The organism is Marinobacter sp. bablab_jr003 (assembly GCF_016464245.1).
In the GTDB taxonomy this organism is placed as follows: Bacteria; Pseudomonadota; Gammaproteobacteria; order Pseudomonadales; family Oleiphilaceae; genus Marinobacter; species Marinobacter vinifirmus.
The window spans coordinates 54,350-67,411 of record NZ_JADARC010000018.1 but is presented as its reverse complement, the minus strand read 5'-3'; the positions used below and the strand labels follow the sequence as shown (position 1 = coordinate 67,411).

At 59.8% G+C, this 13,062-nt stretch carries 13 protein-coding genes; 6 read left to right on the top strand and 7 right to left on the bottom strand.

The window, feature by feature from the left end; translation table 11 throughout:
- Positions 1-25 precede the first annotated feature (25 nt).
- Positions 26-511 (bottom strand): glutathione peroxidase, encoded by a 486-nt coding sequence (locus tag H3Z84_RS01270; protein ID WP_199455978.1) that lies wholly within the window; start codon positions 509-511, stop codon positions 26-28.
- A gap of 248 nt (positions 512-759) precedes the next feature.
- Here H3Z84_RS01270 and H3Z84_RS01265 point away from each other — a divergent pair, with 248 nt between their 5' ends.
- From H3Z84_RS01265 to htpX, 3 genes are all read left to right on the top strand, one after another.
- Positions 760-1,974 (top strand): pyridoxal phosphate-dependent aminotransferase, encoded by a 1,215-nt coding sequence (locus H3Z84_RS01265; protein ID WP_022988002.1) that lies wholly within the window; start codon positions 760-762, stop codon positions 1,972-1,974.
- A gap of 12 nt (positions 1,975-1,986) precedes the next feature.
- Entirely contained in the window at positions 1,987-2,460 is a 474-nt protein-coding gene (locus tag H3Z84_RS01260) for a hypothetical protein (RefSeq protein WP_199455977.1), read from the top strand.
- 93 nt (positions 2,461-2,553) lie between these two features.
- Entirely contained in the window at positions 2,554-3,435 is an 882-nt protein-coding gene (gene htpX, locus H3Z84_RS01255; protein ID WP_199455976.1) for a protease HtpX, read from the top strand.
- Positions 3,436-3,514: 79 nt separating this feature from the next.
- Here the strand turns inward: htpX and pdxB are convergent, their stop codons facing one another.
- The 3 genes from pdxB to H3Z84_RS01240 are packed head-to-tail and all read right to left on the bottom strand — an operon-like array spanning position 3,515 to position 6,534.
- Complete coding sequence (pdxB, locus tag H3Z84_RS01250; protein ID WP_199455975.1) at positions 3,515-4,669, bottom strand: 4-phosphoerythronate dehydrogenase PdxB; 1,155 nt, start codon at positions 4,667-4,669, stop codon at positions 3,515-3,517.
- 21 nt (positions 4,670-4,690) lie between these two features.
- A complete protein-coding gene (locus H3Z84_RS01245; RefSeq protein ID WP_199455974.1) occupies positions 4,691-5,974 on the bottom strand; it encodes a DEAD/DEAH box helicase in 1,284 nt (427 codons plus the stop codon).
- Positions 5,971-6,534, bottom strand: coding sequence for an elongation factor P hydroxylase (locus tag H3Z84_RS01240; RefSeq protein ID WP_414673917.1), 564 nt, complete (start codon positions 6,532-6,534; stop codon positions 5,971-5,973). The genes H3Z84_RS01245 and H3Z84_RS01240 overlap by 4 nt, the downstream gene beginning before the upstream one ends.
- Positions 6,535-6,681: 147 nt before the next feature.
- On the opposite strand from H3Z84_RS01240, the gene dsbD reads away from it, so the two are divergent.
- On the top strand, positions 6,682-8,598 hold the full coding sequence (gene dsbD, locus H3Z84_RS01235) for a protein-disulfide reductase DsbD (RefSeq protein WP_228285838.1): 1,917 nt from the start codon (positions 6,682-6,684) through the stop codon (positions 8,596-8,598).
- A gap of 26 nt (positions 8,599-8,624) precedes the next feature.
- Here dsbD and tusA read toward each other — a convergent pair whose 3' ends face one another.
- Complete coding sequence (tusA, locus tag H3Z84_RS01230) at positions 8,625-8,870, bottom strand: sulfurtransferase TusA (protein ID WP_199455972.1); 246 nt, start codon at positions 8,868-8,870, stop codon at positions 8,625-8,627.
- Positions 8,871-8,949: 79 nt separating this feature from the next.
- On the opposite strand from tusA, the gene H3Z84_RS01225 reads away from it, so the two are divergent.
- Positions 8,950-9,243: an antibiotic biosynthesis monooxygenase family protein gene (locus H3Z84_RS01225; RefSeq protein ID WP_199455971.1), complete on the top strand. Its 294-nt coding sequence runs from the start codon at positions 8,950-8,952 to the stop codon at positions 9,241-9,243.
- 4 nt (positions 9,244-9,247) lie between these two features.
- Here H3Z84_RS01225 and rlmM read toward each other — a convergent pair whose 3' ends face one another.
- Complete coding sequence (rlmM, locus tag H3Z84_RS01220; protein WP_199455970.1) at positions 9,248-10,324, bottom strand: 23S rRNA (cytidine(2498)-2'-O)-methyltransferase RlmM; 1,077 nt, start codon at positions 10,322-10,324, stop codon at positions 9,248-9,250.
- A 126-nt stretch (positions 10,325-10,450) separates the two neighbouring features.
- Between rlmM and H3Z84_RS01215 the strand changes: the two genes are divergently transcribed.
- Complete coding sequence (locus H3Z84_RS01215; RefSeq protein ID WP_199455969.1) at positions 10,451-12,325, top strand: diguanylate cyclase; 1,875 nt, start codon at positions 10,451-10,453, stop codon at positions 12,323-12,325.
- On the opposite strand, the gene H3Z84_RS01210 is transcribed toward H3Z84_RS01215, so the two are convergent.
- On the bottom strand, positions 12,292-12,945 hold the full coding sequence (locus H3Z84_RS01210; protein ID WP_323126997.1) for an alpha/beta family hydrolase: 654 nt from the start codon (positions 12,943-12,945) through the stop codon (positions 12,292-12,294). The two genes, H3Z84_RS01215 and H3Z84_RS01210, sit on opposite strands and share 34 nt — an antisense overlap.
- Positions 12,946-13,062: the final 117 nt, after the last annotated feature.

The window sequence follows — 13,062 nt, the reverse complement described above, 5'->3', positions numbered from 1 at the left end:
GGCAGAGCCCGGAGTGGCGCCGGAATCAGAGCAGCTTTTCGATATCCGCCCGGATTTCTTCCGGCTTGGCGGTAGGCGCATAGCGGCGAACAACGCGGCCGTTACTGTCCACCAGGAACTTGGTGAAGTTCCACTTAACCTTTTCCGAGCCCATCAGCCCCTTGGCTTCTTTTTTCAGGAACCGGAACAGCGGATGGGTGCCTTCACCGTTCACCTCGATCTTGGCGAACATGGGAAAGCTGACACCGTAATTCAGGGAGCAGAACTGGCTGATGGCATTTTCATCACCCGGGTCCTGGCTCAGGAACTGGTTACAGGGGAAGCCCAGCACTTCAAAGCCCTTGTCGCCAAGCTCCTTGTGCAGGTTCTGAAGACCCTCGAACTGCGGCGTAAAACCACACTTGGAGGCGGTATTGACGATCAATAATACCTTGCCCTGATAGTCCGCCAGCGATACTTCATTACCCTTGATATCCTTGGCGCTGAAATCGTAGATGGTTGCGTCCGACATGGTTTGACTGCCTTGTATTGAATGGGCGGGTTCGCATTGTGCGCAATTTGGTTGTGTCCAACCATCCCTTTTTACGGCATTTCGGGACAGAGTTGGCACTTCCGGCGGGCAACCTTCCCGTGATCAATCGGTAATTCGCCACAATTGGTCACAATTGCCCCTGTTACCCCGGTACATCCCTCCGCTAGAATAGTAAGCTTCCGTTATCCGGAAACTTTTCCCGTTTTTCGTTAAGGACGCATCACGCCATGCAGAACTATTTCAAATCCGCCAAACTCGACAACGTATGTTATGAAATTCGTGGCGTGGTTCTGCGTGAGGCGCGTCGGCTCGAGGAAGAAGGCCACCGGGTACTCAAGCTCAATATCGGCAACCCGGCTGCCTTCGAACTGGATGTGCCCGAAGAGATCCAGCAGGATGTGATCTACAACATGCACCAGGCCCAGGGCTATGTGGAGTCCAAGGGCCTGTTCTCTGCCCGCAAGGCGGTCATGCATTACAGCCAGCAGCGCGGCATTCCCCGGGTAGACATTGATGATATCTACCTGGGTAACGGTGTCAGTGAACTGATCGTGATGTCCATGCAGGCCATGCTCAATACCGGCGACGAAGTACTGATACCGGCCCCCGACTATCCGCTGTGGACCGCAGCCGTCACCCTGTCCAGCGGCAAGCCGGTACACTACCGTTGCGACGAGCAGCAGAACTGGTTCCCGGATATCGACGATATCAAGAAGAAGATCACCCGTCGCACCAAGGCCATTGTTCTAATCAACCCGAACAACCCCACAGGCGCGGTGTATTCGGATGAGCTGCTGCACCAGGTGATCGAACTGGCCCGCAAGCACAACCTGATCATCCTGGCTGACGAAATCTACGACAAGATTCTGTACGACGGCACCGTGCACACGTCCATCGCCTCCCTGGCCGAAGACGTGCTGTTCTTTACCTACAACGGCCTGTCGAAAAACTACCGGGCAGCCGGCTACCGTTCCGGCTGGATGATCATCAGCGGCGCCAAGCACCGGGCACGGGACCTGATCGAAGGCATCGAGATGCTGTCGAACATGCGCTTGTGCGCCAACGTGCCGGCCCAGCTGGCCATCCAGACCGCCCTGGGCGGCTACCAGTCCATCAACGACCTGGTGGCACCCGGCGGACGGCTCTATGAGCAGCGCGAAACCACCTGGCGCATGCTCAACGACATTCCGGGCGTCAGCTGTGTGAAGCCCCAGGGCGCCCTGTACATGTTCCCGAAGCTGGACCCGAAGCACTTCCCCATCGCCAACGATGAAAAACTGGTGCTGGACTTGCTGCTGCAGGAAAAAATCCTGCTGGTACAGGGTTCCGCCTTCAACATCGACGACAAGCAACACCTCCGGGTGGTGTTCCTGCCCCGCCAGGACACCATGGCAGATGCCATGGGACGGCTGGCCAACTTCCTGGAACACTACCGCCAATAATCGGGATCTATCATGGCCGACATTCATGTCGAGGAATTTTACAAGGACGTAGCCATCGCCCTGGCGCAGTTGTACGCTGCCTTCCCCAGGCGCACCAACCTGTTTGTGGAAGACATTGCCGGCCCGGATGAGCCGGACGAATTCGGGCTGCACAGCAAACGCCACATGGCTTGCTTCGGCGCCCTGCTGTGGCTGCAGGAAGAAGGTTTGCTGCGATATGTCGACACCATCCGCCAGGAAGCCCTGGACCAGGCGGTGCTGACCCGGGAAGCCTTCGTTCGCCTCAGCGCACCAGCACCACAATCACTGGCCCGGAGGCTGAATGCCCTGCCCGAGGAAGCGAACCTTCCGGCCTCAGTCCAGCAGGACCTGTCTACCTATATCCACCTGCTTCGGGCCGCCCTGAAAAACGGCAGTTCCACCCGTATCAGCCTGGCCGTCCAGGCCGCTTTCTTTACGGATTTCAGTGCCGAAGGGCTGCATTAAATCACGGTAAGGATCTTGAAGCAGTGAACCCGGGCCACATATAACGGTCAGACAGCCAACACGATTCAGCGTACGTCACTACAGGAAAACTCTATGCGCATTCTGTTGTTTCTGGCCACTAACCTGGCCGTTATTCTGGTGGCAAGCTTTACCCTGCGCCTGCTCGGGGTCGACAGTTACCTGGCCGGGCAAGGCATTGATTACGGCTCCCTGCTGGCCTTTGCCGCCGTCTTCGGCTTTGCCGGTGCGATCATTTCCCTGCTGATTTCCAAGCCCATGGCCAAGTGGAGCACCAAGGCGCAGGTGATTGAGTCGCCCCGCACCCCTGCCGAGCGCTGGCTGGTGGATACCGTCGCGGAACTGGCAAAGAATGCCGGCATCGGCATGCCGGAAGTCGCGATTTTCCCGGCGTCCCAGTCCAACGCCTTTGCCACCGGCTGGAACAAGAACGACTCGCTGGTCGCCGTTAGCGAAGGCCTTCTGCACCGTTTCAACAAGGATGAAATCCGGGCGGTGCTGGGCCATGAGATCGGCCACGTGGCCAATGGCGACATGGTAACCTTGACCCTGATTCAAGGCGTAGTGAACACCTTCGTGATTTTCGCATCCCGGGTGATCGGCTCGTTTGTCGACCGGGTGATTTTCAAGAACGAAAACGGCCACGGGCTTGGTTTCTTTGTGGTCAGCATCGTTGCGGAAATCGTCCTGGGTAGCCTGGCCAGCACTATTGTGTTCTGGTTCTCCCGTCGCCGGGAATTCCGGGCTGATATCGCCGGTGCCCAGCTGGCAGGGCGCGGCGCCATGATCAATGCCCTGGCCCGCCTGAAACAGGAAAGCGAGGTGCCGGACCAGATGCCGGATACCCTGCAGGCCTTCGGTATCAACCGCGGAGCCCGCTCCGGCCTGGCGGCCATGTTCATGACCCACCCGCCGCTGGAAGACCGGATTGCCGCACTGCAAAACGCCAAGCTATAAGCGGGTCAGCCAGGCCATAACGAAGAAGGGGCGCACTATGCGCCCCTTCTGCTTTTCGCCAACCAGGCAAGCATCCTGGTCAGATTTTCAGTTTGAAACCGATGGCCTTGAAACTGTCCTGCAGGGACTTGCTACTGCCTTTGAGCTGAACCTTCAGACTGGAGCATTCCCGCCGTACCGGGTAGTCCCGGCGCAGCTGGTCAAAAGCCAGGCCCCGCTCTTCCGGGGCTCCTGTCATCGCCAATCGCAAGCGGGCGTCGTCCTGGCGGGGGTCATAACAAGCCCGGAGCGCAATGCGGATCGCCGCATCCTCGGCGGCATTGCTGGTAAACGAGACCTTGCTCATGGCCGGTTCCGGCAAAAACTGGCCGGCCTTCTTGCGCACCGGCAACCCCAGAAACTGACTCAGAGCCTGGTAGATCATCTCTGTGCCCTGAACCTTGCCTTCCAGGCTATAACCGGCAATATGGGGCGTCGCCAGCCAGGTCAGCGCCACCAGTTCGGGATCGATACGGGGCTCGCCTTCCCAGACATCCAGCGCTGCCAGTGGTGCATCAGCCTGTTCGAGGCGATGTTTCAGGGCCTGGTTATCGATGACTTCGCCACGGCCAGAATTGATCAGCAGCTGGTCGGGCCGAAGTGCCGCAAGCTCCGCTGAGGAAATCATATGGTGGGTAGCATGGGCACCGGTTCGGGTCAGCGGCGTGTGCAGGGTGACGACATCGCACTCCAGCGCTTCCGCCAGGCTCACAAAGGCTTCGTCTGACTCCGGCTCGGCGTCCTGCCTCGGCGGATCACACAACCGAACCTCGAAACCGAGCCGGTCAAGAACCCGGGCGAGGGCTCCGCCAACATTGCCAACGCCGACAATCCCGACACTCAGAGAGCTCCAGTCATCACGCCCCTGGCGCTCGGCAAACAGCGAAAGCACCGACAACACGTATTCCGCCACGCTGCTGGCATTACAGCCGGGGGCAGCCGCGAAGGCAATGCCCTGCTGTTCCAGCCAGTCCAGGTCCACGTGATCGGTGCCGATGGTGGTGGTACCGACAAACTTTACCCGAGTGCCTTCCAGTAACCCGGGCCCGACCGGGGTTACCGACCGCACCAGCAGGATGTCGGCATCTTCCACCTGGTCCCGGGTCAGGGTTCTTCCGGTAACCCGGCGAATCTCCCCGATATCCCCGAAAAAGGCATCGAGTAACGGAATATTCTCATCTGCAACGATCAACATAACCTGTCTCCGGGTTCCCGATCAGTTGCGGCGCGGGCGCGGACCACCACGGCCACCGGAACCACGGTTGCCCTGAGGCCGGCGACCTCCGCGCTTGCGGGTGATCGGCGGATTTTCCATGGCAGCCATCAGGTCCTCGTCCGGCACCGCGGTCTTCAGCTTCTGGCTGATGTATTTCTCGATCTCCGGCAGCGCGAACGCATCTTCTTCGCCGGCGAAGCTCACCGAAACACCGGTACTGCCTGCCCGGCCGGTACGGCCGATCCGGTGCACGTAGTCCTCGGCGTTCTCCGGGAGGTTATAGTTGAACACGTGGGTGACACCGTTCACGTGAATACCCCGGCCCGCCACATCGGTTGCCACCAGCACCTGGATCTGTCCTTTCTTGAACTGGTCCAGGGTTTTCAGGCGCTTGTTCTGGGCAATTTCTCCGGACATCAGGGAAACTTTAACGCCCTGGTTACGGAGGTCTTCTTCCAGGTCACGGCACTGGTCACGGCGGTTGGCGAAGACAATAGCCTTGTCCACTTCCGGACGCTTCAGGTAATTCACCAGTACTGGCAGTTTGTCGTCGTCAGACACCAGGTAGACCGTTTGCTCAACCCGCTCGGCGGTTTTCTGTTCCGGCTCGATTTCCACAAACTCGGCGTTACGGGTCCACATGGAAGCCAGGTTCAGTACGTCCTGGTTGAAGGTGGCGCTGAACAGCAGGGTCTGGCGCTCATCCTTGGGCGTGCATTTGCGGATAATGCGTTTTACGTCCGGGATAAAGCCCATGTCGAGCATCCGGTCTGCTTCGTCCAGGATCAGGATGTCGAGCTGGTCCAGGAACACATCCTGGGAGCCCAGAAAGTCGATCAGCCGGCCCGGGGTAGCCACCAGGATGTCCACGATTTCGTTCTGCAGCTGTTCCCGCTGCTTGTCGTAGTTCATGCCGCCTACCACGGTCACCACGTTATGGCCGGTGTACTGGCACAGCTGCTCGGCGTCCTTGGCAATCTGCATGGCCAGTTCACGGGTCGGCGCCAGGGCCAGGACCCTCGGTTCCGAGGCAAAGCGGTCTTTCTCGTCGATCGGGGTTTCCAGCAGGGTCTGGATGGCGGTAATCAGGAAGGCCGCGGTTTTGCCGGTGCCGGTCTGGGCCTGGCCGATCAGGTCTTCACAGGCCAGGGTCCAGGGCAGGGTTTCCGCCTGGATAGGCGTGCAGTATTCAAAGCCGATTTTGGTAATGGCATCCAGCAGGCGTTGATCCAGGTTGAGATCACCGAAGCGTAGGTCGCCCGTATGTTTGATTTCAGGTGTCATAGAGTGTCTGCTGTCCTTGATTTAAGGTATTCATTCCCCGCCGGCGCTATGCGAACCTTGTCGTAGTTCCAGTCGTGGCCGATGCGGGTTGAAGTGTTGTAGAACTGCTTGAGTGTGTCAAAAAACTGCTGGGCCCGTTCCGGCAGGCCATGCTCGAGGTAATCCGCAGCCTGTTTACAAACGTTACGCCGGAAGGCCTGTTCGTCGGCCGCGCCGTCGCCTGCCAGGTTGTCCACACTGATATGGAACCGCGAACCGGCCGCCAGCGAAAACAGCCACTCGATGGCCTGGGGCCGGATTTCAACGTTCTCGAAGGCTTGCTGCTGTTCCAGGGTACGCCCGTCCGGACAATACCAGTAACCATAGTCGTGCAGTGTGCGGCGGTGCTCACCGGCAATACACCAGTGGGCAATTTCGTGCAGGGCGCTGGCAAAATATCCGTGGGCAAAGACCACCCGGGCAAACCCCTCGGGCTCGCTGGCAGGAATGTATTCCGGTTCGTCGCTGCCCCTGACCAGTAGCGTCCGGCAGCTTTCCCGGAACAGGTCATTGAACAGCATGATAAGATCGTCTGGATTGTGGTTCATCGGTTGGCTATTGTGCGACTTTACTCCGGCCAATACCAGAGGGAACTTTAGCGGGGCCCCCGTGTCCACCCCCCGGCAGAACGACTTCATGCATTTACGACACAGGATTATCACGAATTCATGACAACGCTCTCTGATCCCGGTATCCGCCGCCACGCCCTTTTGCTGCCTGCACTGCTTTTGCTCGCCATGCTGGGCCTGTTGGCGTCCTCGCCCGCGCAAGCTTTCGGCAACTCCGGAAACTCCCTGTTCGGCGGCGGAAACGGCGACTTCCTGCCCGTGGATGAAGCCCTCCCGTTTAACTTCTCCACCGATCAGGGCGCTGTTGTGCTGTCCTGGGATATCACCCCCGGACACTACCTGTACAAGTCCCGCATCAGGATTAACCCCGTCACCGAGGGTGTCACCCTCGGAGAACCCGATTTTTCCGTGCCGGGCACCCTGACCGAAGACGACTTCTTCGGTGAAATGGAAGTCTTCTTTGATCCCGTAGAAGCCCGGGTGCCGGTAAACCTGCCGGATGGTGTCCGCGAAGCAGAACTCCAGGTGACCTACCAGGGCTGCGCGGAAGCCGGTCTTTGCTACCCGCCACAGACCCGGGATGTGCTGTATTATCCGGGCGGAAACGGTGGTGAATCCGCCGCTGCCGCAACCAGCAACAGCAGTGGCAGCGCTGCCGGCACAAATACCGGCCCGGGCTCCGTGCAGGGCGCAGACACTTCCAGCGCCAGCGGCCTGGCCAGCTTCCTGTCCAGCCAGACCATCTGGATGATTGCCGGCCTGTTTTTCCTGCTGGGGCTGGGCCTGACCTTTACCCCCTGCGTGCTGCCCATGGTGCCGATCATTTCCAGCATGGTTTCGGGCCATAACACCCGCTCCACCGGCCAGGCGCTAATGCTGTCCGGCAGTTATGTGCTGGGCATGGCCATTACCTATGCCGCCGCCGGGGTGATCACCGGTTTGCTGGGAGCCAGCTTCAACCTGCAGGCGCACCTGCAATCGCCCTGGGTGCTCGGGGTCTTTGCGGCGATGTTTGTTGTCTTTGCCCTGTCGATGTTCGACATGTTTGAAATCCAGCTGCCGCGCTTTATCCGGGAGCCCCTGAACGATGCCAGCCAGAAGATGACCGGCGGCCGGGTACTGAGCCTGTTCGGTATCGGCGCGCTGTCTGCCCTGATTGTCTCACCCTGCGTGTCGGCTCCCCTTGCCGGCAGCCTGCTCTATATTTCCACCACCCAGGATCCGGTCATCGGCGGCGTTGCCCTGCTGTCCCTCGGCCTGGGTATGGGCGTGCCACTGATCCTGGTAGCCGTGGGCGGGCGCAAGCTGCTGCCTACCTCGGGCCACTGGATGACTACCGTCAAACACTTCTATGGTGTGATGCTGCTGGCCGTGGCCATCTGGCTGGTCGAGCGGCTGATTCCGGCCTGGGCCGGGCTGACGCTCTGGGGTCTGCTGATTGCCATCACCGGCGTGCAACTGGGCGCCTTTGATGCCGCCAGGGCCGGTTGGGAGCGCACCCGCAAAGGCTTCGGCCTAGTGTTTTTTGCCTACGGCCTGGCCTTGCTGGCCGGCGCGGCTGGCGGGGCCAGTGATCCCCTGCGCCCGCTGGATCCCTTTGTAGCCACCGCCGGTACCGTGTCAGCGGCTGGCGCTGCCGAAGCCCACGCGCCTTTCGAGCGGGTAGAAGACCCGGAGCAGATTCGCGCCATGCTGGCCGATGCCCGCAGCGCCGGGCAGCCCGTAATGCTCGACTTCTACGCCGACTGGTGTATTTCCTGCAAAGTGATGGAACGCAACGTGTTCAGCAAGCCGGATGTGATTCAGGCATTACGGCCCTACACCCTGTTGCAGATTGATATGACAGACAACACCCGGGCCCAGCAGGCCCTTCTGGACGAACTGGGCCTGTTCGGCCCGCCGGCCATCCTGTTTTACCGCAACAATGGCGAGGAGCTGGGCCAGGCCCGGATTCTGGGAGAAATGGACAGGGAGCAGTTCATGGATCATCTGGACAAGGTCGCCCGGGAAATCTGAGCTGACTTGCGTTGACCTGGCCGGCGTCAGCCTTCGCTGCGCCGGATCAGGTATACGTATTCCCCATCCTGCTCGTGTTCACCTATCAGCTCATGGCCAAGGAACTGGCAGAAACGCGGAATATCGCGGGTCGTCGACGGGTCTGTGGCCAGTACCCGCAGCACTTGCCCGGGCTCCACATCGTTAATGCGGTTGTGCAGCATCATCACCGGTTCCGGGCAAAACAGCCCCCGGGCATCGAGTTCCGCGTCAAAATCTGAAACTGCCAACATTGCCTCCAGAAGTTCTCGTGATTTTTCAGAATTCAGTGCTAAATTATTGTTTATAGCATCGAAAATAAAGGAGATTTTAATGATCCGGGTTCTGATTGAACGCCATATTGCCGAAACACTCGAAACTGCCTATGAAGAGCGGTCCCGACTGGTGCTGCAACAGGCGGTGGGCGCGCCGGGGTTTATTTCCGGCGAAACCCTGGTCGACAGCCACGACCCCAACCATCGCATCACCCTGGCCAACTGGCGCTCAGAAGCTGACTGGCAGCGCTGGTACCACTCGGAAACCCGCAAGAACCTGATGGCCGAACTGATACCGATGATGGACCAGGATGAGGCCATCACCGTGCTCGAGCAAAGCCCCATGCCTTGAGAGGCTAGTCGAGCCGCTCGATAAAACAGGTGATCTCTTCACGGTCATGGTACAGGTGGCGGGCCTTCAGCTGACAATGCAGGCCCGCATCCTCCAGGCCCTGAACCAGGATTTCCCGGCACACCAGCCATTCCTCGTATCGCTTTTTCATCGGCAGCTTGAGATTGAACACCGTGTAGCGGCACAGCTTCTCACCCATCCAGTCCACCGCCATCCGCGCCGTCCGGCGGGGTTTATCAACAATATCGCACACCATCCAGTCCACGGCCCGCTTCGGCCGCCAGGCGTAGCCATCGGCCTCCACATGTTCCACATGGCCACTGGCCATCAGCTCCGGGTTCATGGGGCCATTGTCTACCGCCGTTACCATCATGCCCTGCCGCACCAACTGCCAGGTCCAGCCGCCGGGAGCGGCGCCCAGGTCAACCGACTTTTTGCCGCCGCCGAGATAATCCAGCCAGCGCTCCTTCGGCAGAAACACTTTCCAGGCTTCTTCCAGCTTGAGCGCCGACCTGCTGGGGGCTGACGCCGGCAAACGCAATCTGGGCACGCCACCGACAAAGGGTGACCGGTTGCCGGCCAGGCTGTAACCCACCACAGCCGTGCTGAAATCCGTCAGCAGAATTTCCAGCCTTACCGGTGCCTCGGCCTCCTGATCGTCCTTTAACAGGCCGGCACCGCGCAGACCTTTTGACAGGGGCGCCACCCATTTGCGGGCGAAGTTGCCAAGGTCCCGGTCGTCATTGATTTCCGACAGCCGTACCTCCAGGCGTGCACAGCGGTCGCCCTGCCACTCCTGATCATTCAGGAACGCCAGGATCGCCCCTACCCGATCGCTGGCCGGCAATTCGCAATCGCCCAGCAGCGCAAACCAGTCCCGGGTGAAGACCAGGCTATCCAGGGCCACGCGGCGCATCAGTTCTTCGGCCGGCTCGTTGCCACCAATGGTGAAGCGGAGTAACCCGGTGTTCTTGCCGGGCTGGAAATAACCAAAAATACCGGCCGCCGCAGCCTGGTCGGTCAGTTCCTGACCTGCCTCGGTCTCGAACCCTGGCCGGCATATCAGCATGATCTGTTGCATATAAAGTGTTTCCCGGGGGCCGTCAGGAAAATGGCACCTGGCCGGCCACGAAAGTTGAACCTGTTTAACGGTCGCTCTGGTTTATTCTGGCTACACTTCCCGCTTTGCTGTTACGGGATGTTGTCTATGCTCAACCGAGCCTGTGCCCTGTTTGTAGTGGCTTTGCTGGCCCTGTTCGGCCCGGAGCAGGCCTTTGCCGCCGAGCGCTGCACGGTGCTTGATGCTGCCAGCGCAGACGCCCGACAGCGCATCAATGATCACCTGTGCTTTTACAGCGCCCGTCCCGGCGACCCGGCCCACAGCGCCAGGTTTCCGGGCGCCTTGCCCGAGAATCTGCAATGGCAGGCGGCGCAGGGCCATGACCTGGTGTTCAGCCATACCGACGCGGTGTACTGGGTGACGCTCACGGTCCGTAACAGCAGCCCGCAACAGGCGTTCTGGTTCCTGAAACTCAGTTATCCGCTGCTGGATGAAATCACCTTCTGGCAACACACCCCGGACAATCCCGGGCAGTACACCGAACTGGAACCACCCCTGCAAACCGGTGACCGCTTCCCGTTTGCCAGCCGGGGCATAGATTACCGTTATTACCTGCTGCCCGTCACACTGGATGTACAGGAAGAACGCACCATTACCCTCCGGATTCACAGCAGCGGTGCGCTCAATGTGCCGCTGTCGCTGGTCACACCCGGTGAAGCCGTTGCCGAGAGCAACCACCTGACCCTGGTGCACGGGCTGTTTTACGGTGCACTGCTGGTGCTGGCGGTGTTCAACCTGGTGTTGTTCTTCAGCTCCGGTACCCGCTACTACTTCTTCAACGCGTTCTACATAGTTTCCATGGCCCTGTTCCTGTTTGCCATGGGCGGGCTGGCTAACCAGTACTTCTGGCCCGACAACACCGAGCTGGCCAATCAGTCGATCCCCCTGGGGCTGGCCCTGTGTTCCCTGGCCATGGTGTTGTTTGGCGGCTCTTTCCTGGAAATCGAATCCGGCACCCTTGCGGCAAAGGCCATGCAAATTCTGGCATGGACCTCAGTCGGCTTCCTTGGAGCCAGCTTTATTCTGCCGTACTCGAAAAGCATCCTGCTGAATACCTTCCTGACCCTGTCGGTGATTGCCAGCCTGTCGGTGATTGCCACCATTCGCTGGCGCCAGGGTTACCAGCCCGCGTTCTGGTATCTCGGCGCCTGGCTCGTGATGGTGGTTGGTGCCTTGCTGTACGCCCTGGCGGCTTTCGGCCACCTGGGCGACTATCAGGCCCGGGAAGTCATGATGCAGGCGGCCATCGGTGCCCAGGTGGTGCTGCTGAACTACGCCATGGTGCAACGGTGGCGTCTGCTGAACCAGAAGTTGCTGGATATCGAACAGCAAGCCAGGACCGAACTGGAATTCAAGGTACACGAGCGCACCACCCAGTTACGCAACACCATGCAGGAACTGGAACAGGCAAACCGGAAACTGGCGTCTCTGAGTCTCAACGACGCCCTGACCGGGCTGCACAACCGCCGGCACATGGATAACATCATGCCGGAACTCTGTGCCGAGGCCCGGCGCACCGGCCAGCCACTGACACTGGCCCTGGTCGACGCCGACCACTTCAAGCGGATCAATGACACCTGGGGCCATGATTTTGGCGACCAGTGCCTGAAGAAGATAGCCGACAACCTGGCCGGCCACGTTAGACGTCCGAGAGATGTCGCCATCCGGTTTGGTGGTGAAGAATTTGCCCTGCTGTTACCGGAGACAACGCCCGATGGCGCCATCACTCTGTGCCAGTCCATCCTCCAGGCCATGCGAACCACGGTAATCCGAACACCCGATGGCGCCGACCTGTGCCTGACCCTGAGCGCCGGCATTGCCGCCCTGCAACCGGGCGAAGGCCCCAGGGAGCTGTTCCGCCGGGCCGACGAAGCACTTTACACTGCCAAGGCGGCGGGACGGGACCAGGTCAGGGGCGCACCGGGCACTCACGAGGCTGTGACAAAATCCGCCAAAAACTGACGGGTATGGCCGGCCGCCTGCTGAATCAGGCTGGCCTGGGTTTCGGGATGCCGCACCGGAGGCTGGAAATCATGGTTACCACCATCCAGCCAGACCAGCTTCGAAATCCCCGCAATCTCACCCTGGGCTGCCAGCTCATCCGGCTTGCCGAACGGATCCCGGGTACCCTGCACCACCATCAGCGGGCAGGAAACCTGCGACAGGTGATCAATACGCCAACGGTCTGGCTTGCCCGGGGGATGGAAAGGATAGCCATAACACACCACACCACGGATACCCGCCATGGCTTCGCCGGCAAGCACCGAAGCCATGCGCCCGCCCATGGACTTGCCCCCGATCAGTAGCCTGGCTCCGGGCCCGACTTCCTGCCGGACGGCCGCCACCACTTCCGAAAAACACTCGAGCAATTTCGGCTGCCGGTCCGGCGGGCGTTTTTTGCCGTCTTCCCGGCGTTTCTGCATATAAGGAAACTCGAAACGGACACAGGCAATGCCCTGATCATCCAGGGCTTCGGACAGCGCTTCCATAAAGGGAGAATCCATCGGCGCACCGGCCCCGTGGGCCAGAATCATTACCATTTCGGCCTGTTTGCCATAGCCTTTGGTCTTAATCAGCTTCACATCGTTCACCTGTTACCTCTGAAGGGGTATCATTTGGCCACGCGCAAGTGGGTGTCTGTTGCCCTTTCAGGGCTTCTGAACCCGGAATGATTGTCATTGCAACTTACTGGTAAAACT

Bases quoted from the DNA above. Each gene is read 5' to 3' on its own strand.
- H3Z84_RS01270 (WP_199455978.1), bottom strand. From the start codon at position 511: ATGTCGGACGCAACCATCTACGATTTCAGCGCCAAGGATATCAAGGGT.
- H3Z84_RS01265 (WP_022988002.1), top strand. From the start codon at position 760: ATGCAGAACTATTTCAAATCCGCCAAACTCGACAACGTATGTTATGAA.
- H3Z84_RS01260 (WP_199455977.1), top strand. From the start codon at position 1,987: ATGGCCGACATTCATGTCGAGGAATTTTACAAGGACGTAGCCATCGCC.
- htpX (WP_199455976.1), top strand. From the start codon at position 2,554: ATGCGCATTCTGTTGTTTCTGGCCACTAACCTGGCCGTTATTCTGGTG.
- pdxB (WP_199455975.1), bottom strand. From the start codon at position 4,669: ATGTTGATCGTTGCAGATGAGAATATTCCGTTACTCGATGCCTTTTTC.
- H3Z84_RS01245 (WP_199455974.1), bottom strand. From the start codon at position 5,974: ATGACACCTGAAATCAAACATACGGGCGACCTACGCTTCGGTGATCTC.
- H3Z84_RS01240 (WP_414673917.1), bottom strand. From the start codon at position 6,534: ATGCTGTTCAATGACCTGTTCCGGGAAAGCTGCCGGACGCTACTGGTC.
- dsbD (WP_228285838.1), top strand. From the start codon at position 6,682: ATGACAACGCTCTCTGATCCCGGTATCCGCCGCCACGCCCTTTTGCTG.
- tusA (WP_199455972.1), bottom strand. From the start codon at position 8,870: ATGTTGGCAGTTTCAGATTTTGACGCGGAACTCGATGCCCGGGGGCTG.
- H3Z84_RS01225 (WP_199455971.1), top strand. From the start codon at position 8,950: ATGATCCGGGTTCTGATTGAACGCCATATTGCCGAAACACTCGAAACT.
- rlmM (WP_199455970.1), bottom strand. From the start codon at position 10,324: ATGCAACAGATCATGCTGATATGCCGGCCAGGGTTCGAGACCGAGGCA.
- H3Z84_RS01215 (WP_199455969.1), top strand. From the start codon at position 10,451: ATGCTCAACCGAGCCTGTGCCCTGTTTGTAGTGGCTTTGCTGGCCCTG.